General features: G+C 41.1%; 19 protein-coding genes. All 19 read right to left on the minus strand.

What is annotated here, in order from left to right; translation table 11 throughout:
- Positions 1–978: cache domain-containing protein (locus CQA49_RS05990; RefSeq protein ID WP_181882620.1), on the minus strand; the 978-nt coding region annotated here is incomplete at its 3' end.
- A 174-nt stretch (positions 979–1,152) separates the two neighbouring features.
- The gene (locus CQA49_RS10610) at positions 1,153–3,255 is read right to left on the minus strand and encodes a methyl-accepting chemotaxis protein (protein WP_115575062.1); all 2,103 of its coding nucleotides are present in this window, start codon (positions 3,253–3,255) and stop codon (positions 1,153–1,155) included.
- Positions 3,256–3,339: 84 nt separating this feature from the next.
- Positions 3,340–4,497 carry an FAD-dependent oxidoreductase gene (locus CQA49_RS06000; protein WP_115575063.1) on the minus strand — a complete coding sequence of 386 codons (1,158 nt, stop codon included), beginning with the start codon at positions 4,495–4,497 and terminating at the stop codon, positions 3,340–3,342.
- Positions 4,494–5,462 carry a Gfo/Idh/MocA family oxidoreductase gene (locus CQA49_RS06005; RefSeq protein WP_115575064.1) on the minus strand — a complete coding sequence of 323 codons (969 nt, stop codon included), beginning with the start codon at positions 5,460–5,462 and terminating at the stop codon, positions 4,494–4,496. Before CQA49_RS06005 ends, CQA49_RS06000 begins: the two co-directional genes overlap by 4 nt.
- Complete coding sequence (locus tag CQA49_RS06010) at positions 5,450–6,214, minus strand: glycosyltransferase (protein ID WP_115575065.1); 765 nt, start codon at positions 6,212–6,214, stop codon at positions 5,450–5,452. The genes CQA49_RS06005 and CQA49_RS06010 overlap by 13 nt, the downstream gene beginning before the upstream one ends.
- A 12-nt stretch (positions 6,215–6,226) precedes the next feature.
- Positions 6,227–7,207: a glycosyl transferase gene (locus CQA49_RS06015; RefSeq protein ID WP_115575066.1), complete on the minus strand. Its 981-nt coding sequence runs from the start codon at positions 7,205–7,207 to the stop codon at positions 6,227–6,229.
- 60 nt (positions 7,208–7,267) lie between these two features.
- A complete protein-coding gene (locus CQA49_RS06020; protein WP_115575067.1) occupies positions 7,268–7,468 on the minus strand; it encodes a DUF5408 family protein in 201 nt (66 codons plus the stop codon).
- 21 nt (positions 7,469–7,489) lie between these two features.
- The gene (locus tag CQA49_RS06025) at positions 7,490–8,317 is read right to left on the minus strand and encodes a metal ABC transporter solute-binding protein, Zn/Mn family (RefSeq protein ID WP_115575068.1); all 828 of its coding nucleotides are present in this window, start codon (positions 8,315–8,317) and stop codon (positions 7,490–7,492) included.
- Positions 8,318–8,332: 15 nt separating this feature from the next.
- Entirely contained in the window at positions 8,333–9,682 is a 1,350-nt protein-coding gene (locus CQA49_RS06030; protein ID WP_115575069.1) for an SH3 domain-containing C40 family peptidase, read from the minus strand.
- A 16-nt stretch (positions 9,683–9,698) separates the two neighbouring features.
- The gene (locus tag CQA49_RS06035) at positions 9,699–10,061 is read right to left on the minus strand and encodes an arsenate reductase family protein (RefSeq protein ID WP_115575096.1); all 363 of its coding nucleotides are present in this window, start codon (positions 10,059–10,061) and stop codon (positions 9,699–9,701) included.
- Between the two features lie 59 nt (positions 10,062–10,120).
- Positions 10,121–10,858: a TerC family protein gene (locus CQA49_RS06040; RefSeq protein ID WP_115575070.1), complete on the minus strand. Its 738-nt coding sequence runs from the start codon at positions 10,856–10,858 to the stop codon at positions 10,121–10,123.
- Between the two features lie 5 nt (positions 10,859–10,863).
- Complete coding sequence (gene corA / locus CQA49_RS06045; protein WP_115575071.1) at positions 10,864–11,814, minus strand: magnesium/cobalt transporter CorA; 951 nt, start codon at positions 11,812–11,814, stop codon at positions 10,864–10,866.
- A gap of 288 nt (positions 11,815–12,102) precedes the next feature.
- Positions 12,103–12,864 carry a hypothetical protein gene (locus CQA49_RS06050; protein ID WP_115575072.1) on the minus strand — a complete coding sequence of 254 codons (762 nt, stop codon included), beginning with the start codon at positions 12,862–12,864 and terminating at the stop codon, positions 12,103–12,105.
- Between the two features lie 98 nt (positions 12,865–12,962).
- Positions 12,963–13,799, minus strand: a complete 837-nt coding sequence (locus tag CQA49_RS06055; RefSeq protein ID WP_115575073.1) for a shikimate dehydrogenase — start codon at positions 13,797–13,799, stop codon at positions 12,963–12,965.
- A 1-nt stretch (position 13,800) separates the two neighbouring features.
- Positions 13,801–14,724 (minus strand): SH3 domain-containing protein, encoded by a 924-nt coding sequence (locus CQA49_RS06060; RefSeq protein ID WP_115575074.1) that lies wholly within the window; start codon positions 14,722–14,724, stop codon positions 13,801–13,803.
- 9 nt (positions 14,725–14,733) lie between these two features.
- The gene (purM, locus tag CQA49_RS06065) at positions 14,734–15,735 is read right to left on the minus strand and encodes a phosphoribosylformylglycinamidine cyclo-ligase (protein ID WP_115575075.1); all 1,002 of its coding nucleotides are present in this window, start codon (positions 15,733–15,735) and stop codon (positions 14,734–14,736) included.
- A 35-nt stretch (positions 15,736–15,770) separates the two neighbouring features.
- Complete coding sequence (locus tag CQA49_RS06070; RefSeq protein ID WP_147288659.1) at positions 15,771–16,304, minus strand: hypothetical protein; 534 nt, start codon at positions 16,302–16,304, stop codon at positions 15,771–15,773.
- Complete coding sequence (rsmH, locus tag CQA49_RS06075; protein ID WP_309544439.1) at positions 16,301–17,242, minus strand: 16S rRNA (cytosine(1402)-N(4))-methyltransferase RsmH; 942 nt, start codon at positions 17,240–17,242, stop codon at positions 16,301–16,303. The genes CQA49_RS06070 and rsmH overlap by 4 nt, the downstream gene beginning before the upstream one ends.
- An 8-nt stretch (positions 17,243–17,250) precedes the next feature.
- Positions 17,251–20,220: an FAD-binding and (Fe-S)-binding domain-containing protein gene (locus CQA49_RS06080; protein ID WP_115575098.1), complete on the minus strand. Its 2,970-nt coding sequence runs from the start codon at positions 20,218–20,220 to the stop codon at positions 17,251–17,253.
- Positions 20,221–20,277 lie beyond the last annotated feature (57 nt).

Consider the following 20,277-nt stretch of genomic DNA (forward strand, 5'->3'; position numbering starts at 1 on the left):
ATTAGCAGGATTTTTAATAATCCTTGCTTTAAGATTCCCACTTTCTATTTCTTTAGCTGTTTGAGCTGATTGTGCAATGGCTTCTTCATCTTGAAGGAGGGATTTTTGAGTGCGGGAGATATTAGATTCAATTGCTTGCTCCATTTTGCCAAACTCATCTTTTGTGCGCAAAGGCTTAAAATGAGGCTCTTTAATCTCGTGATTGAGATATTGGAAAAAGTTTGCGATATTGCTACTTAGCGCATTAACACTACGTATAAGGTTGGTGTAAAAAATAAAAACAAGCGGTGTGAAAACAACCACAAATGCGATGATTGAAATCCACACGGCATTTGTTATAGAGCCAAAAATAGGGTCGATAATCTCTGTTGTCACTTCTTTTGTGTGCTCAGCCAGCGTATCCACATAAACGCCTGTTGAAATCCATATATTTTGGGTGTTTGGGATTTTTTGCGCGTAGCCAACTTTTTGCGCAGTGCCTAGAGTGCCATCAGGCAGGGGCTTTGAAAAAGTGAAATAAACAAACTTCCCTTTTTCATCTTGATTTTTAGAAGTTTCAAACAAATCGCGCACATAATACACGCCATTAGAATCTTTAGCATCATAAAGTGACTTTCCAAGCAAGTCTTTTCTCGTGGGGTGCGCTACTGGGACATATTCTTTATACACAAAGTAATAGCCGGATTTATCAGATTCAAAGCGGAATTTTTCAATCGCCTTGTCAATAATTGCGATTTGCTCATTTTCTGGCAAGCCCTCCACCAAATCGCCTAAGGCATACGCCATAGAATCTGTGGCAAGTTTGATTTTTTGCTCCACTTCAGATTGGATTGTGTGCGCGACTTCTACTCCTGCTTTGGCTTCTAGCCCGCGCTTGCTATAAACGATAATCCCAACAAGCAGGGCAAAACTCACAAGAGATCCGCTCACAAGAGACAAAACCTTGAACTTTAATGAAAGATTTTTATACGATAACATAGCTTTTGTCCTTATATTTAAATTCTGTTATTTCAATGTGTTACCTCGCAGAAGTAAATCCGCTCGGCTCGCGTTCGCATTTAAGACTTTTTGGCTGGTTTGGTTGCAAGATTTTCCGCTGGTTAAAACCTTGCAATTCATAAAAACAAAAATGCAATTCTAAAAAATTCTACCTTAAAACTTTTTCAAATTCACATCTTGGAGAATCTGTGTTGCGATATTATCCACCGCGCTGCTTACGGAGCGCGAGTGGTTGGCGATTTCGACATTTTTTTGCGTGATAGATTCTAGCTGAGAGATTGAGGCATTTATTTGCTCGATACCTTCTGCTTGCTCTTTGATGCTTTGTGCCATGTCGTTGATGCTTTGGACAAGCACATTTGTATTTGCTTCAATCTCGCCTAGGCTTTTTTGCGTGCGCTCAGCAAGTTTCCTCACCTCATCTGCCACGACTGCAAAACCGCGTCCATGCTCGCCTGCGCGCGCTGCTTCAATAGCGGCATTGAGCGCGAGCAAGTTTGTTTGATCTGCAATATCGCTAATGATGCTAATGACATTCTTAATATCCTCACTTTGCTTAATCACCTCATCAGTATGACTGCTAACATTTTGCATTGATGAAGTGATTTCCTCCACTGCTGTGGCGGTTTGCTCCAAACTGCTTGCTTGAGTATTTGAAGAATGTGTGAGATTGCTAACAGCAGATTCTAGTTCTTTGGACTTAGATTCTAGCTCTTTGGCGAAGTTTGAAGAAGTTGTGAGCATTTTTTTAATCTCTTCGCCCAAGGTGTTTGTGACAATCTCCACGCGCCCTCTTGCATCCTTTACTTCAGTAGTGAAATCAAGCGCAGTGTAGGAATCAAAGACGCGCGTAATTTCATTAATATTTGCCCCAATATTGCGCTCTAGCACATCAAGCATTGTGTTTAGCACATTTTTTAACTCGCGCAATTGTGGATTTGCCGGCTCTTGCGTGATACGCGCTTGCAAATCGCCTTCTTCAATCTTATGCGCTGTTTCTACAGATTGCGCCACTGCTTTGGAATCTTGCTCCAAAGATGCCTTTGTGCGCTCGATATTTTCATTAATCGCTATTCCCATGAGCCCCAACTCATCGCGCGAGTGGTTTTTGATAAGCTTTAACTCGACTTTCTCGTGATTAATGTATTTGAAAAACCCTTGCAAAGAACTTAGCACAATGCCTATGCGCGATGAGACGATCTTATACACTAAGAAATACAGCACCGCTGCAACTATTGCCAAAAAGATAATGCTCATCACAAAAAGCGCAATTTGCAATGATGTCAGCGCCTCGAGCACAGCGGACTTTGGCGCGGTGACAATCATATACCACTCATCGATATCTTTGATAGGAAAACTCGTCATCGCCATAAATGAATCTATGTTGTCAAGCGTTATGTAGTCGTCCATAAAGAGCGTTTTTTCTTTGTTTTTAATCGCATCAGAAATAGCTTTTGTAGAATCTGCATGCGTATTTATCTCCTCAAGTTTCTTGCCCCACGCACTTTCATGAGGGTGCGCTGCGATTAACTCACGAGAATCTATAATAAAGCGTATGTCTCCTTGATAAATATCAAAGCGCGCATCAGAGATTCTATCAGAAAGATTTTTCAAATCAAACAAAAATCCAACCGCGCCCGCCACGGTTTTGCCATCTTTTTCAAACACAGGATAGGCAAAATCCACTGCAAAAAATTCTTTCCCATCAATAGTGATTTTCACAGGATCGCCCACAGCAGGCTTAGCAGTTTTTAGCACTTCTTGCAAGGCTGGGACTTGAAAGATATTATCTTGTGCTTGTATCACTTCCACGCCACCATCGTGATTCCAATCTTTATCACGCAAGGTAATCATAAACTTTCCACTTGGCATACTAAACTGCTCATCATACTCGCGGAATGCCTTGTTTGGGTGAGTGAGATGAATGTATGCAAACTCTGCGTAATCGCTCGTATCAAGCGAAGAAGCAATGGAAATAAGTGCCTCTTCTGCGCCGAGATTCTCATACTGCAAGTTCGTGCTAATGGCTTTGCTTAAGCCTTTAAGCGTTGTGCCCATTTCTTGGAAAATGCCTTCAGCGAAGTTTGCGTAGCGTTTGGCAGAAGCTTGTAGGAATTTTTGCGCGTCATCTTGCAAAGAGCGAGAAACCTGCATTATCGTAATGCTTGCAAAGGCTGCGATCCCCACAAACACCAATATAAGCAAAGAGCTTGCGAGCTTTGTTCCTATTTTGAGGTTGTTAAAGAATGAAAACATTTTTTTCCTTATTTGTTGTGGTGAATTAAAAGAGAAAAGTCGCTAATTATAGCCAAACAAAACAAATTTTAAAAATAAAGTGCCTTAAAAGGTTGATTCTACACTCTGTAAAATATCATAAATATTGTCAATCTTCCCGCCAAGAATATTTGAAAAGTTTTTCAAGCCGTAATCTTTAGTAAAAACAATGGGTCTGCCATCATCAGATTCATTTTGCATTCGCACAATTTTTATTTCAAAAAGTGAATCTTGATACTCCAAATTTTTCAAAATAGGCATATAACGCTTTGCATCTGCTAGCATATAGGGAAAATTGGAAGTTTTGGGATATGTAGCAAGCGTGTCGTAAGTATTGATAAAATTTAGCTTATCGCGCCAACTTGCATGCGGTGTATAGCGCACATGGCTTAGCGTGTGTGAGTTAAGCGCTGGAAAAGGCATAAGGGAGAAAAATGCCCCATCCATTATGGTGATACTTAAATTTTCTAATTCTTTAGGGATTGAAACAAGTGCCATCTCTGTAATTTCTGCCTTTAAGTCTAAAAGAGGAAGGTTAGAGTTTTTTAAAAGCGTATTAAGTCCTGCATAAGTGCAGTTAAAGATATATTTTGCATAGAGGGTAGATTGTGCGGGCTGCAAGGATTGCGCGGAATTTTTAAAAGTTGATTTGAAAGTGTTGTTTGGGATTGAATCTTGTGCAAGTAGCGCTAGATTCTCGCCTTCTTGCCATATTTTTTGAGCGTTTAGATTAAAGCGGACTTCGCATTTACTATTTTTTTCAAAAAGTTTGCGCTCTAAAATCTGCTTTAAAATCACGCTATCAAAGGCACATTCTCGCACCAAAAAAACCTCTTCAATTAACTGCTGGTTAAAAAACGCCTTAATATGCTTAGGCGCTGGCTTGATGGGCGCGTGCATTTTGGAGAAAAGATGATAAAACTGCTTTGCGCTTGTTTTTGAGCCAATGCGCGCTATGCCATAATATTTATCAAAATTATCCACAATTGCTTCTTTGTAATCTTTACAAAAGCGTGTAAAACTCCGCATTGAGCTATGTGCTGTAAGCAAACTGCGAGGATAGTGGTAGCCTCCATGTACGCGCGCTTGATTGCTGAAACTTGCACGAGTTAAAAGTTCGCTTTCGCGCTCTATAATAAGAATTTTGTCAAAATACTTTTGCAAAAATACAGCAAGTGAGCAGCCATAGAATCCACCACCGATAATAATGCAATCATATTTCATAATGTGCCTTTATTGCTAATTTGAGTGGCGGATTCTAATGCAAGCGGTGATTTTAAAGCTTCAACACAGGATTCTAGGAATTTTATAACGCGCCTATGAACACTTAAAATCTTTGTTGCATATTCTTTATCTTTAATAGCGCAGGCAAAATCCTGCATACAAAAAGCAAGGGTATTGGTCTCATCAAAATCAAAATATTGCGTTTTTTTGGAATCTATCTTAAAGGTAATTTTTGGAGAATTTAACATATCAAAATAAATTGAAAAATTTGGCGCAGAAATTTCTAGCATGCGTGCTTTTTCTTCGCATTCAAGAGAGCAGGCAAGCTCCAAATTTATAGGAAAATCCTTATCTTTAAATTGAGAATCTAAAAATTTTGCACGAGCTTTTATGCAAACACTTAGCGGATAAGGTGATGTAGTTTGTGTGGTTACCTTAAAAGGAACAATTTCTTTGAAAAACAAAGCAAATACGCTTAACCAATGCACGCCAAGCACTTCAAGCGCACCTTCATTTTTGTAAAATTTGCCATATTGCGTGATTTTTGCTTTAAATTGCAATGGTGCTTGTAATAAGTGTGAATGTTTCAAAAGAAGTGCTTGTATGTGCTGTATTGATGGAGAAAGCGTGTAAGGATAGTCGGTATAGCATATGGTATTATTTTGTGTGCTTAATAAATACAAATATTCAAGTTCTGCTAAACTCCTGCAAGTTGGCTTTTCGACAAAAACATAAATGCCTTTTGATAAAAGCTCTTTGCATAGCTCAAAATGAGAATCTAAGGGCGTAGCGACAAATGCACATTTGCAGTCTTTTGGTAAAAGCTGTATTTTAAACTCACTGCCAAAGGTTTTTAATAGATGAAAGTTAGGATTTTCTTGAATATAGCGTGTTAAGATGCTTCCCCAATATCCCTTGCCTATAAGCACGCTGGGAAATGGCACGATAGAATCTAGCTTTTGCATGCAAGTTTTCCGCGTATTCTTCGCACAAAAAGCCTGCTTATTTGCTTGAGGTACTCACAACTTAGGCGCATAATTTTTACTTTTGAATTGCTGTCATCTTCCCAATTTATGGGAATTTGAGTAATAGCTATATTACTATATTGCGCCACTATAAGCATTTGCGCACAATAAAACCAGCCATTATCTTTGTAACAATTTTCAACCAAACGCTGTGCGATGGGTGCTTGATAAAATTTAAATCCACACATGCAATCATTAAAGCGCGCACTTAACACAAGGCGCATAATGATATTTAACACGCGCGAAGTAAAAGTGCGCTTCAAACTACGCCCGCTTACTTGAGAATCTTTAAGCAACCTTGAACCCACAACAATGCTTTCTCCGTCCATAAGCCTTTCATAAACTTCAGATAAATGCATAATATCAGTGGATAAATCAATATCCATATAGCCTATAAATTCACAAAACATATCCTTATGATTTGTGGATTCCTTGCGTTTTGCATTATGCAAAATTGCTTCTCTAAAAGCTAATCCCACACCAATTTGAGAAATTTTCAAATACTCTACAAAAGGACTTTTTAGGCATAATTTTTGTGCGATTTGCGCGGTAGAATCTGTGCTGTCATTATCAGCAATAGTAAGGAGATAGGGGATTTTCTCATTTTGCAAGAATCTTTCAATTTTTTCAATGCTAGATTCTAACACTGCCTCTTCATTTAATACAGGCAGCACGATATTTAGGCGTTTCATTTTGTTTCCTTATTATTTTTGAGTTTCCACATTTTTTTCTGCGATATAAAGCTCTAAATTGCTCTTTTCATCAATCACTTCATAAAGTCGTTCTTTGCGCATGCTTAAAAGCATTACGCGTAAATATTCTCCAAGAATACAAAGCATCAAAAATATCACAAAATTCACACTCACAGCATAAAGTGAGCTAGATGTCCAACCGCCCTCAATATAGGGTTTTAGCAAAAATGAGATACTAACAAAAATGCCATAGCAAAAATTAAAAAATGCCATCAAAAGGCATAAAATAGTGCCTATTCGCAGAAGCTTAAAAGAATGCTGCGTGATGTAATCAATGCCAAGGTTTAGATTCTGCAAAAAGCTTTTGTTTGGGGATTTTGCAAGTGGAGTGAAAGGGTATTCGTATTTTGAAAATGCCTCATCAAATTGCACGAGTCGCAAAAGTTTGATTTGTGTTTGAGTACTTAAAAGTGAATGTATTACTTTTCTATTTAGTACGCAAAAATCGCTGTAGTTGTGTTTGCATTTGGTAAAGTCTCCAAAGATTCTAAGACTTATATAAAAAGCGCGAGAGAAAATCTTTTCAAAGAAATTTTGCTTTTTATCCAAACGCGTGCCGATAACTATGTCATGTGTTGGTGCAAATTTGAGAATCTCTAAACAATCCTTTATACTTTGAGTCTGCAAATCTGCAAAGAGTAAATAATCACCAATGCAATTTTGTAGAAAAATTTCGCAGTCAAATGCTGTGCCTGCCGATGAACGCACCTCTAGGATTCTAAGATTTGGATAGTTTTCTAATAAGCCTTGTATGGGGGGGGGGGGGGTAATACTATTTTCAGCTAAAGAGCTATGTGTAAAAATTGGGTTTATAAGCAAAATCTCATAATATGCAAAATGTTTATTTAAAGTATCTTGCAATTCTGCTAATCGCGCGCAATCTACTTCTTTATTTAACAATGCAATAGAAATAAAAGTAGAATCTAACTGCATTATTCCAACCCCTTTTTTAAAATCAGGTGCCTATTGTAACAAAAATTTTATATTAATTTCTTATTTGTCCTTAAGTTTTTCCATATTCTCAATCTTTTTTTCCACTTCGATAACGCGGTGGCTGATGCCCGCTGTGGAATCCACTTGCACAAGCAACACATAAATATTCACAATGCTAAAAAGCACCACCAGCCCCACGCAAAAAAGCGCGATTTTTACCGCGCGCTTAGCAATCGCTCTTACATCTTCCTCATGTGCCATATTTTCTCCTTTTTATTAAAGTTAATTTCCCTGCTCGGCAATCGCATGCGCGACTTTTAGAAGCATTTCTTTAATGTCCGCGCTCAAAACATTAAGCTCTTCAATTTGGGCTTTAAGCTCGTAGCTTAGCGCTTGTGCTTGCTTTTTTGAATATTGTGGTTGGGTAAAAATTGTATGGATTTGAGAATCCTTTATCTGCGCTTTTACCTCGCTTAGCTGCTTTGCTTTTTCCGCACTCTTAAAATCAAGCGCCAACTCCTGCAACCCATAATCGCGCGCAAAATATTTTAAGCAAGAATGCGCCACCACAAAGATTTTTTTAGAATCTTCCTTTGCAAAAATCGCCTTAATTTCAGAATCTAAGCTATCAAGCTCTTTTAACAGCGCCTCATAGTTTTCCTCATAAATTTTTTTATTATGCAAATCAATGCTTGCAATAGCGTAAAAAATCTCTTTTGCCTGCAGTTTCAAAAGCTTTGGCGACAGCCATGTGTGGTTGTCATTTTCAATAAACATATTTTGAGGGATTGAGCTTGTGCTATTGATGACGCGCATTCTGGGATTTACCTGCTTGAAGCGGTTTTGCCATTTTTTTTCATAAGGCATACCAATGCCGACAAAAAGGCGCATATCTTTGATTTCTTTCATTTGCTCTGGGCGTGGTTCGTAGGATTCTGGTGCGAGATTTTGAGGGACGAGGATACTTACTTTTGCGCGCTCTTTGGCGATTTTTTCCACCAAATAGCTTTGTGGCGCGATGCTTACCATTACGCGCAATTGCTTTGGCGCAGCAAGCGCATTTGAGACAAGACACAGCACAAAAAAACAATAAAAAACACTTTTTCTCATTTTTCCAACATTCCTTTATTTGCTTTGTAAGATTTTCTCGCTCAAAACGCGTATATCAGACATCGCACCTACGCGCTCAAGAAGCGTTTTATTGCGTGAGAAAACGCCATTTTTTTCATCTCCGACATACAGGCTACTTACCACCACGCCACCAAGTAAGTTCTCATATTTTTTGCCACTAGTCACACTCCATGCGCTGTGAGCGACTATTGCCCTGCCTTCAATTGCGCCTAGATAAATCATTATATGCCCTTGAAGCCATAAAATCGTGTAAAAAGGCGTGGCATTTTGGATAATAAATTCTTCCTTTTTCTTTGCGCTCATTTTGCTTAAATCTGTCGCATTGCTTGCATACAAAACTTGTGCTTTAGAATTTCGTGGCAAAAAGATTCCATTATGCGCAAAAATATCGCGCACCAAAGCCGAGCAATCCCTTTCCTCATACATTCCGCCCCAGCCGTATTTTTTCCCCATTAACTGCGTGAGAAAATCCGCCACCAAGCTAGAATCTAGCGTATTTGGAAAGAGAAGAAAATCCTGCTTACTCACGCGCGCGGTGGTGATTTTGGCAGTTGCAGATTCTGTGCGCGTGTAGATATAGATTTCATATTCTTGCGCACTTTTGAAGTTTGGATTAAGCGCGAAAATCTGCCCCAAACGCGCAATGGTATAAAAATGTCCTTTAGTATCTTTAATAGTGATATTATCCCTATTTGGCGTAATGTATTCGCTAAATTTTTGGATTGTCGCGCTGTCTTTTGCCTCTACAAAGCCTATGTCGCTTAGCTCCACCCAGCCATACACGAAGCTTGATTGTATATGCGCAAAGCGCCCGCTTGTGTCAAAATGCGTGATAAGCACAGGCGTGCCTGCAAAGATGAGCGAGTTTTGCCATCTATCAAAGGGGTAGCCATCTTTTTTTGAAAATTTTGGCATGATTGTGGGCACTGCGCGCACGCTTGTGGTTTTTGTGATGAGGGCTTTAATTTTGGCTGAAGGGTAAGATTCTAACTGCATAGAATCTAAAAGGCTTTGCGCCTCTTGCAGTGTGTAGGGCTTGGTATTTTCCCCATAGCCTTTGCTTTTAAGCATATCATAGCGCATCCAAAACACAGAATCCACATCTTTATTTGGCTCTTCGCTCCATGGAGAAAAAAACTTTGCCAAATAATCATTTTTTAACTTTTTTAACTCTTCAGGATTTAAAGTTGGCAAAGTGAAGCTCAAAGTCGCCTGCTCGAGATAGTAGTTGGCATTTTGCGGATAGGTGCTTAGATCTTTTGGTGTTACTTGCACTTTTGTATGCGAGCATGCGCTTAAAAAAAGTGCTACAAAAGCACCTAATGCCCAAAAACTCTTACTCATAGCGCACCTTGTTTATTTAGAGAGATTTTAGCGCAGAGAGAATGGCTGCTTCATCAAATCCCACTATAAGACTACAATGAGAATTAGAAGGCGCAATCTCAATCACCGGGCGTTTTATAAGGCTTGGATTTTCAAGCATTGCTTGGATTTTTTGAGAATCATTAAGGTTTTTTTCCTTTAATCCGAGCTTCTTATAAGTCGTGCCTTTGGTGTTTAGCAGAATTTCCATACTTGATTTTTCAAGCCAAGAGTGGATATTTTGCAAAGTCGGGGGTGTTTTCTTAAAATCAATAAATTCATACGCAATATTTTTAGAATCCAGCAACGCACGCGCCTTTGCCACGCTACCGCAGTTTTTAATCCCATAAAGTTTTATCATTTTAAAATCCTTGTTAAAAATCTCACAATGCAAAAGGCGCGTATTATAGCATAAATGCTTTAGTCTTTGCTTTGCTTGCGCCTTTGTAGCCAAAGATTTATCATCTCAACGCCTAGGCTAAAGACGATGGCAAAATACAAGTATCCCTTTGGTATGTGGAAATGCAAAGAATCTGCCACAAGCGCCACGCCAATAAGGATTAAAAACGCTAGGGCGAGCACTTTTATCGTTGGGTTGCGCTCGACAAATTCTGAAATGCTTTGCGCGGCAAGCATCATCACGCCAATAGCTACAATAATGGCTAAAACCATCACCACAAGATTTTCTGCCATACCAACTGCGGTAATGACGGAATCTAGGCTAAAGACAATATCAAGCAAAGCAATTTGTGCGATAACAAGAAAAAAAGAATGCGTGAGCTTTGCTTTTGCCTGCTCGCTTTCGCCTTGCGCCATTTGGTGGATTTCAAGCGTGCTTTTGTAGATTAAAAACAATCCACCTAAAAATAACACCACATCGCGCCAAGAGACTCCAAAATCACCAATGTAAAAAAACGGCTCTTTTAAATGCACGAGTAAAAAGATAAGGCTTAGAAGTAAGATTCTCGTTACACACGCAAATGCAAGCCCCAAAATCCGCGCTCTTTGACGCATGGATTCCGGTAGGCGCGAGACAAGCACAGCGATAAAAATAATATTATCAATCCCTAGCACAATTTCCATAATGCTAAGCGTGCCAAGTGCCAGCCAATTATGCGCATCAAATATCCATGTAAATAAAAAAGAAAACGCCTCCATAAAAGCTATAACCAACCTTTTTTCTTAAAATACACAATGGGGAAAATCGTGGAAAGTATCATAATGACAAGCACCACAGGATAGGCAAACTCCCAATGCGTCTCTGGCATATAGTCAAAGTTCATTCCATAAATCGTGCCAATGAGCGTTGGGGGCATCATCGCTACGGTCACAACGGTGAAAAGCTTAATCGTCTTATTTTGCTCGATATTAATTTGGTTTGTCAAAATATTTTGGATATTATCAAGCGCATTCATATTTACCGCGGTAAATTCCACAAGCGAGTTTAAGTCTTTTAGCACGATTGTGAGATTTTTTTTCGTATCAATATCGGCTTTGTTGCTTTTTAAAATCGCGGTAATCGCGCGGCGCTTATCAAAAAGAGAATCCCTAACGCTCATATTAAGCTCTTGAAGGTTTGAAAGCCGCTCAAGCATTTCATCATAATCTGTAAGCTGCTCGCTAAAGACGCTTTTGCGTAAGATTCTGGTTTCTTTTGCCGCAGATTCTAGCAAGTCGGCGTCTTTCTCCACGCGCGCTTCAAAAATTTTGGCGATTAGATCAAAGCCATCTTCGAAGTTTTTTGGGCTTGCAAGCACAATGGCTTGTATCTCATCAAACACCTTAAACTCGCTGTAGCGGATAGTAAAAAGGATATTTTTATGCAGGATAAATGTAATCGTCTCATTCACAAGCTCGCTAGCGTTGCGCACGAGGAAGTAAGTGTTTATCGTGATGCTGTTGCTATCTTCCCAGTAGCGCGCGGATTGCTCGATTTCCTCGCGCTCTTCTTTGGTAGGAATGTCGAGGTTGTAGGTGTTTGCGATGTAATTAACCTCCGTGCTTGTAGGCTCAAAAAGGTCAATCCAAAGAATCGTCTCGCCTAACTCAACGCCTGAAGTCAGCTCGAAACTCTCCCTGCTCACAAAACCATTTTTTTTGAAAAATATATTCATGTTATTCCTTAGAATGTATCGCCTTGTGCGAGTAAATCGCACTTCGGCTCCGCGAAAGCTTGTTTGCACTTCGCTTACGCGCGCATATTTTACCCTATTTAGTTATCAAGGCTTTAAGATTCTCTAACGCTGTTTTGTGATTTGAGAATCTACTCCTTAAGATGTATCACTTGCAAGAGCAAAGCCCTTGCAAGCTCCGCTCCGCGCACATACACGACCTTTTTTGGTTGCTAAGGTTGTAAGATTCTGTAACGCCGTTTTGTGATTTGAAAATCCCAGAATCTTTATCTATTCACACACAAAACTTACTTGCGCGCCAAGTTGCTTTTGCTGTGTTGATTCTATAGGCTCTGCACTCAAATTTGACGCAAGCGCCATAGAAGCGTGTGAGCGCAAAAGTTGAGTTTCATTAAAGGAAAGCTTCACGCTTCTGCAAGTTTTCCCCAAATGCTGGCTAAAGTTGCCCTCGCTCTCTTTTATTTTTGCAAACAACGCTTCCTCAAGCTCGCCTCGCACCTTTTGTGCTTGCTCTTTGCTTAGCGCGGTGTTGATAGTTGGGATAATCAGCGTAAAATACCCAAGATTATTGCTTATAGAATCCGCTTCTTGCATCATCGTAGCGTATTTTTCAAACTCTTCTTTTTTGAAAGTGCAAGAAAAATCCGCGCTTAAACGCTGTCCGCTCAAGGTTTTTACGCCATCTTTGTAAGAATAGCTCGGCTCAAGCGTGTAGCTTCCACCTTTGCAAAGCTCACTTTGCGCGAACTTTTCAGAAACTTTTTGAAACGCCACATCAATGACCGCTTTTTCCTCATTACTAAGGTTCATTTTTTTAGCGAGATTCTCACTTTCTTTAATCTTTGGGAAAGCAACATAAGAATCCGGCATAACGTTCACCTGCGCTTCAACATACGCTTCCACCGCCATAGGCTCTTTTATGAAGCGCGAAAACAGCGCGTTGCCCTGCAAAAAAAGCATATAAAACACAATCCCGCCCACAAAAAGCGCCAACGCAAACACCGCAAATAAAAAAGTCTTAATCCATGTCATTTTCAATCCTTCAAAAACAAAATCCGCCCATTATAGCAAAATAAAGCGACTTAAGGTTTGGTAAGATTCTATATTCCAAAAGATGTTGATTGAAATTTTTAGATTTTAAGCGCGTTCATAATGCTAAGCGCGTCTTCAAACGCACATTGCTTAAAGGTGAAAAGCTCGTTGCTTAGGGCTGCTTGATTGATAAGCATTTGCGTGCCATCTTGCGTGTGAAGCCCTAAACTTTTTGCAAGCAAGAGAAAGGGCGTATCCGCGCCATACACGAGATCAAAGGCATAATTTGCACGAGAGAGAATCTGCGTAAGAAGCCCAGAATCTAGCGGAAGCGCGCTTGAATGCATACTTTTTAGCCCCGCTGGCGTGGTGTTTATGACAATATCAAAATGCTTAGATTCTAAGGCAGAGAGATTTTTTAACTCAGGGCTAAAGCATGCAAAGTCGCCAAAAGCGCTTAGTCGCGCGCTTGAGCGGTTATAGATGCTTGTCTCTATGCCTTGGGCGTGCAAAATACTCGCGCATGCTTTCGCCGAGCCACCAGCGCCCAAAATAAGCGCGGATCTCACGCCAAAGCGCTCAATACACATAAAAAAGCCCTCCGCGTCAGTATTGTAGCCGATGATTTTTTCGCCTTCCAAAACCCAAGTATTCACCGCGCCAATCTCTTTAGCAATGCCCCGCACGCAATCGGCTTCCCTAAACGCGGATTCTTTAAAAGGAATGGTGATATTTGCGCCGCTCAAACCAAGCTCTTTGAAGCTCGTATAAAGGCTCGGCGCATTCTTAAAATCCTGTGCGCTCGCGCTAAAAGCAGAATCTAAGCACGCGCGCCCATAAAAGCAATCAAGCCCTTTTTGCAAAAACACCGCATTGTGTAAAAGCGGGGATTTGGAATGCGAGATAGGATTCCCAAAAACGCAAAATTGTCGCAAACTACTCCACCTCTTTAAGCAAGCGCAAAGCGATGTAGCCCTCACTCCCAGAGTTTAGCAAAACATGCGCCCACGCGACATCATCGATAGTGATCGTTTCTGCAACGCGCACTTTTTTACCAGATTCAATAGAAGCAATCACTGCGGAATCTACAATCGGGCTCGTGCGGACATTTGCCCTACGCGCGATAACCTCATAAAGCCTAATGGTGTGCTCTTGCATGCTTGAGTGCGTATGGTGGCGATCAGCTAAGGCATTTTGCGCGCTTTGTGGTAAATCCTTTTCCTCCACTATTTTTGCTAAATATGCTGCGATATAGCCATGCTGCGCGCTATTAAGCTTAATCTCAAGCCAATCATTTTGACTTTGGACAAGCTCATAACTTTCATTGAGCTGCGCCCTTTTCACAATCGCGCTTTGCGTGTCAGGCTGTGCGCGGACATTGACGCTTTTTGCAGTGATGAGCGCGTAGGTGGTGGGCTGTGGCGTGGCTGGATTCTCTAAATCTTTGTTTGAATCTTGTGTGAGCTTTGCTTGAGCGATGATTTGATCTTGCAAAGTCTGGGCTTGCGAAGAATCCACTGAAATGGCAGAATCTTGAGCTTGTGGCGCTTGTGTGGTGGCAACTTGTGGCGCTGGTTGGGTTTGTGGTGCTTCTGGCGCTTGATTTTGTGGCTCTTGCGTAGTTTGTGCTGTCGCTAGGTTTGCGCTTTGTGGCTCATCTTGCGTGCTTGCGTAGAGAATCTCTGGCTGTTTTTGTGGCTCTTTTTGCGCTTGCTGTGGCGTGTCTTGCGCGATAGATTGGGCATTGTGCTTGAGATTTTTATCCTTCACCCCAAGAAACACAAAATAATACAAACAAACGCCGGCAATTACGATAAGTGTAGGGATTGAGTAAAGCTTAATAAGCGATTTTAATGGCAATCTGCCCCCTTAGATAATTTCCACGCCTTGCGTGTGTTCCAAATGCCCGATGAGATAGCCACCGCTTTGGGCTAGCACGCTTTCACATTCTTTTTCACCAACAGCAAGAATCATTCCAACACCCATATTAAAAGTGCGGTAGCATTCCTTTTCATCAACATGCTCTCTCAAAAGCTCAAAAATCCCCTGCGAGCGGATCGCACTTTTTTTAATCCTTGCGCCAAGATGCGGGGGCAAAATACGCGGGAGATTTTCCACAATGCCACCGCCTGTGATATGCGCGAGGGCTTTAATGCGCGATTTATTTTGCTTAAAAATATCCACATAAATTTTTGTCGGCTCTAAAAGTGTTTGGATTAGCGTTTTGCCTTCAAATTCAGAATCTAAGCGCAATTGCAACTTTTCAAAAAGCACCTTGCGCGCAAGCGAAAAGCCATTAGAATGCAAGCCACTTGAAGGCAGCGCGATGAGACAATCGCCAGATTCGAGCAAATGCGCCCTCTCTAACTCATCTTTTTCAGCAATCCCTACCGCAAAGCCAGCTAAGTCAAAATCCCCAGCCTTATACATTCCGGGCATCTCCGCACTCTCTCCGCCAATAAGCGCGCACCCAGCGATTTTACACCCCTTAACAATGCCAGAAATAACCTCCAGCGCGCTTTTTTTATCAAGCTTCCCCGTGGCGTAATAATCAAGGAAAAAAAGCGGTGTGGCAAAATTGCAAATAAGATCATTCACGCACATTGCAACTAAATCAATCCCCACGCTATCAAAGCGCTTAGATTCAATCGCAAGGGCAAGTTTAGTCCCAACGCCATCAGTGGCGCCCAATATCACAGGCTCTCTAAACCCGCTAGGCAGTGCATACGCGCCTGCAAATGAGCCGATTCCACCTATGACATTTTTATCAAAAGTGCTTGCCACAAGCGGTTTGAGCCCATCGACTAGCGCGTTTCCCTCATCAATATCTACACCAGAATCTTTATAGCTGATTTTATTTTGCACAAGCATTCCTTTTGGGTAAATTAGGGCGTAATTGTAGCATATTATCGCGCAAGGTTATCCAGCACGCCAAAGAGGAATTCTATATCCTCGCGCTCTCGGCGCAGTTTTTTATGCTCCTCGCTCAAAATCTCGCGTGTCGTTTGCAAACTCGCAATGTCCTTGCTAAGGTAATAAATGCTATTTGCCAAATAAATTTTTGGAAAAAAAAGTGCCAGCGCACCAAAAAAAAGACAAAATCCAAAAACAAGCTCCCTAACGCCCAAACCATTATCGTCTAAATCCTTTACAAGAGCCTCTTTTATGGAATCTTGCGAGTTTTGGGAAGTTTGAAAATCCTTTAAATCTTGTGTTTGGTTTTCATAACTTTGTGGATTGTGCGTTTTGGAATCTGCTGATTCTAGCGGGGATTTTACGCTTTGAGTTTGTGGAATGTATAAATTTTGTGGCGCGCGCGCTTGCAAGCTTTCATTATTTGTGTCATTTGTATCATTCATGCCTAACGCAGAATCTCGCGTGTTTTGGCTTTGTAAATTCCCTAGATTTAAATCGCGCACATCCATTGTCGTTTCTTTCATTGTCTAAATTCAAAAACGCGCATTTTAGCACTTCTTGCGCGTTTGTTTAATAAAATCTCTTCGCTACTTGGCAAAATCGGCTTTTTGCTAGCAACCCCTAGCGCGTTGTTGTTCCCGCAAGTGCATTTCATCGCCTCTGTCGGGCAAATGCACTCTTTGCTCCATACTTTAAAAGCGTTTTTGATGATTCTATCCTCCAAAGAATGAAAGCTAATAATACAAAGCTTCGCGCCTCGTAAAAAGCCCTCATTATAGGCATTTTTTATAGAATCTAGTAGCGCGCTCAATTGTCCTAATTCATCATTAACTTCAATCCTTAAAGCTTGAAAAGCTTGCGTGGCGGGATTTACGCCTTTTTGGCGTGAGACATACTGCGCTACAAAGGCGCTAAACTCTTCACCACTTTCAAAAGTTTCTTTATATTTTTCCCTATGCTCGACAATGGCGCGCGCAAGCTTTTTGGATTCTCTAATTTCACCATATTCAAAAAAAATGCGCTCCAACTCCAAAAGATTGTAAGTATTGAGAATCTCGCGCGCAGTGAGGCTTTGCGCGGTGTCCATACGCATATCAAGATTGCTAGATTCAAAGCTAAAGCCCCGCGATTTGTCATCTAAATGCATGGAACTTACGCCAATATCTGCCAAAATCGCGCAAATCGCGCCTTTTTGCTTGACTGAAAGCTTTTCAAACGCGCTCCCAAAGGGACTTTGCAAAATCTCTATTCGCTTAGCAAAATCACGCAGATTCTCGCTCGCAAGCTTAATCGCGTGCAAATCCCTATCAACGCCAATAACCCTGCTTTGTGGGTAAGCTTGCAAAATCGCCTTACTATGCCCACCAAAACCAAGCGTGCAGTCAAGCACAACGCCATTTTCGCGCTCTTTTAAAAAATCAAACGCCTGCAAAACTTCATTTTTTAAAACGCTGATATGCACGATTCGCCCTATTTGCTCGTGGTTTTTTGAGAATCTCGCGCGCAAACGCTATCAAGCAAATAGATAATATGCTGCCATGGGCGGTTGGTGGCATCACTCAAGCCGATTTCACAAGTGCTTGAGCTAGAAAAACAGCGCATCGTTGGCAGTGCGTTAAAAAACTCCGCAAGTGGTTTTGTGGCTGAAATGTTAAGTTCAGGCGTGATAAAGCCCTTGTTTCCTGCAAAACCACAGCAATAAGTTTGCGTATGTTCGTAAATTTTCCCGCTCGTGCAGGCTTTGGCAATATCTTTGATAGAGTTTGCAAAACCGCCCTTTTTCGCTGAGCAAACAGCGTAGATTCCGATATTTTCGCTTATTGGCGTAATCTTTAATCGTGGGAGGAGATTTTGCGCGACAAACACGCTCATATCATATACGCGTAGATTCTCAAAGCCTTTAAGTCCCTTAAGCTGGGAAATCACCTCACCGCTGCACGCGCTATGGTCGCAGACAATGGGGATTGCGCCATTATGAGAATCCACAAGCAATTGTTGCAAGGTGCGCGTAAGCGGGTTAATTTCAGGCGCTTTTTTGGTGTAATCCTTAAACGACTTGCCACAGCACATAGAATCTAGCGCGCGGGGATAAATCACATTGATTCCAGCCTTCGCGCATAGACTTTCAAAAACTTCTTGAATACTTCGCTTGTCATTTGCTTGGCGCGCGGGAGCAAAGGCGCGGTTAAGACAGCTTGAAAAATAAAGCACAGATTGTGGGGCTTTAGTTTGTGAATTTTGATTTATAGATTCTTCGCGCCCTTGTGGATTCTGCGCTGCATTTTGTGCCATATTTTGCGTTACATTTTGCCCCGCATTAAGCCTAGATTCCAAAATATAAGTATTTTTGCGTGGCATAAATTTTGGCACAATAGGCGTGCCAATCGCCCTATTTGCGCGCAGGCTCAAATTTTTAAGCACATTTGCCCCAAGTAGCCCTGCGCTAAAATTTGCGATTCCAACGCCCCATTTTGCGACTTTCACCGCGCGGGGCATGTTGTTTGCCACACTTCCAGCAATTTTTATTGCGATTTTAGAAGCAGCGGCATTTTTATACTGCACGGCGATTTTCGCGCTATCAATTTCAAGCGGGCAAAGCGTGGAGCACATCGAGCAAGTCGCACAAGTGCTTACGCCAAAATAGCCATATTCAGATTCTAGCAAGTCGAGTTCTTCAAGTTCTTGTGCGGTTTTCGCGCTCTTTGCTTTAAGGCGTTCTATCTCCCTATGCACGGCGATTCTCTGGCGCGGGGTGAGCGTGATATTTTTGCTCGGACACACCTTTTCGCAGAATCCACATTCCATACACGCATTCATATAATCCTCGATTTTTTGCGTTGGCTTGAGATTCTTAATATGAATCTGCGGGTCAGCACAAATAATCACATCTGGGTTGAAAAGATTTTTAGAATCAAAAATTTGCTTAATACGCTGGTTGAGTTTATACGCCTTTTTGCCCCATTCTTGCTCAACAAAAGGCGCCATCATTCTGCCCGTGCCATGCTCGGCTTTTGTGCTGCCTTTAAGCTCCACGACAAGTGCCACCATAGAATCCATAAAGCGCGCAAAATTTTCGCGCTCGATTTTATCATCCAATAGTGGCGTGATGATGAAATGCACATTCCCACTTAGCGCGTGTCCAAAGATTATGCCTTCAAAGCTAAACTCCTTAAATAGGCGCGTTATGCCCTCAATCCCTTTTGCAAAATAATCAATCTCGAAGCAAATATCCTCTGTTATCACCGTCGCGCCATCGCGCTTTGTGGAAGCAGAAATTGGCAGCAAGCCTTTTCGCACTTTCCACCATTTTGCCTGCTCATTTGCATCAAAGCTAAAATTTAGCCCAAAAAGCGTGGGAATAAAATCTAGCTCTTTTTTAATATGCGCGATATTTTTTTTTAAGGTTTTTAGCTCATTAGATTCTAGTTGGATTAAAATACAGCAATTACCATCACTAACATTTTTTATCTCTTCTGGCATACCTTCTAAATCCGCCACAGCTTTTAAACAGGCATAATCCATAATCTCTGCCGCACTTACAATAGAATCATTTGCACTTAAAACCTTAATCGCCTTTGCTGCAAGTTGCAAATTTTCATAAAATAAAAGTGCGCAGGCTTTGTGATTAAAATCCGTAACGGTGAAATATTCCACGCGTGAAACAAAGCCAAGTGTGCCTTCTGCGCCTATAAAAATGTGGTTTAAAATATCTTTGATTTCAGCAAAATCACTTAGCGCATTGAGGCTATAACCGGTGGTGTTTTTTATCGCAAATTTACGATTAATCTCTTTTAAAAGCGCGCTATCACTTAGAATCTCCTCGCGCAAATCTAGGATTTGTTTTAGCATATTTTTATGTGTGCGGGTAAATTCTGCGATATTTTTAGAATCTGAAGTATCTAAGATAAAACCATCATGCAAAATCACGCGCACGGATTTTATCGTCTGATAGCTATTTTGCTTCACGCCACAGCACATTCCACTTGAATTATTTGAAAAGATTCCGCCAATGGTGGCGTTATTAATCGTAGCTGGGTCGGGTCCTATTTTTTTCCCAAAACTTTTAAGCGCATTATTTGCCTCCACTCCTATCACGCCACAATCACACCATATAGAATCTTCGCTCGCGCTAATATTTTGCCATTTATGCACGCAGACTACAAGCACACTATCGCTACACGCCTGCCCGCAAAGGCTCGTTCCAGCTCCACGAAAAGTAAGCGGAATATTATACAAATTACTTAGCGTGATGATTTCTTGCACTTCAGATTCTGTTATGGGCTTTAAAACAAGCTTTGGGATATAGCGATAACAGGACGCATCAATGCCATAGGCAAAGCGTTGCAAATAATTGCTAAAAACGCGGTATTGCTTTATGCCATTTATTTCATCAAATAAAAACTCGCGACATTTTTCTTCAAAGCTAAGATAATCGCGCATTGGCGCGTTGCTGTCGTAGTTAGAATCTATGAGGCTTGGTTGTGTGGTTTTTGACAT

This window comes from Helicobacter sp. MIT 00-7814 (genome assembly GCF_003364115.1).
In the GTDB taxonomy this organism is placed as follows: Bacteria; Campylobacterota; Campylobacteria; order Campylobacterales; family Helicobacteraceae; genus Helicobacter_F.

Excerpts from the sequence above, each read along its gene's own strand:
- corA (WP_115575071.1), bottom strand. The coding sequence starts at position 11,814 with ATGAATATATTTTTCAAAAAAAATGGTTTTGTGAGCAGGGAGAGTTTC.
- CQA49_RS06005 (WP_115575064.1), bottom strand. The coding sequence starts at position 5,462 with ATGCAAAAGCTAGATTCTATCGTGCCATTTCCCAGCGTGCTTATAGGC.
- CQA49_RS06035 (WP_115575096.1), bottom strand. The coding sequence starts at position 10,061 with ATGATAAAACTTTATGGGATTAAAAACTGCGGTAGCGTGGCAAAGGCG.
- CQA49_RS06020 (WP_115575067.1), bottom strand. The coding sequence starts at position 7,468 with ATGGCACATGAGGAAGATGTAAGAGCGATTGCTAAGCGCGCGGTAAAA.
- CQA49_RS06015 (WP_115575066.1), bottom strand. The coding sequence starts at position 7,207 with ATGCAGTTAGATTCTACTTTTATTTCTATTGCATTGTTAAATAAAGAA.
- CQA49_RS06000 (WP_115575063.1), bottom strand. The coding sequence starts at position 4,497 with ATGAAATATGATTGCATTATTATCGGTGGTGGATTCTATGGCTGCTCA.
- CQA49_RS06080 (WP_115575098.1), bottom strand. The coding sequence starts at position 20,220 with ATGCGCGATTATCTTAGCTTTGAAGAAAAATGTCGCGAGTTTTTATTT.
- CQA49_RS06070 (WP_147288659.1), bottom strand. The coding sequence starts at position 16,304 with ATGAAAGAAACGACAATGGATGTGCGCGATTTAAATCTAGGGAATTTA.
- CQA49_RS06040 (WP_115575070.1), bottom strand. The coding sequence starts at position 10,858 with ATGGAGGCGTTTTCTTTTTTATTTACATGGATATTTGATGCGCATAAT.
- CQA49_RS06010 (WP_115575065.1), bottom strand. The coding sequence starts at position 6,214 with ATGAAACGCCTAAATATCGTGCTGCCTGTATTAAATGAAGAGGCAGTG.
- CQA49_RS10610 (WP_115575062.1), bottom strand. The coding sequence starts at position 3,255 with ATGTTTTCATTCTTTAACAACCTCAAAATAGGAACAAAGCTCGCAAGC.
- CQA49_RS06025 (WP_115575068.1), bottom strand. The coding sequence starts at position 8,317 with ATGAGAAAAAGTGTTTTTTATTGTTTTTTTGTGCTGTGTCTTGTCTCA.
- CQA49_RS06030 (WP_115575069.1), bottom strand. The coding sequence starts at position 9,682 with ATGAGTAAGAGTTTTTGGGCATTAGGTGCTTTTGTAGCACTTTTTTTA.
- purM (WP_115575075.1), bottom strand. The coding sequence starts at position 15,735 with ATGCTTGTGCAAAATAAAATCAGCTATAAAGATTCTGGTGTAGATATT.
- CQA49_RS06050 (WP_115575072.1), bottom strand. The coding sequence starts at position 12,864 with ATGACATGGATTAAGACTTTTTTATTTGCGGTGTTTGCGTTGGCGCTT.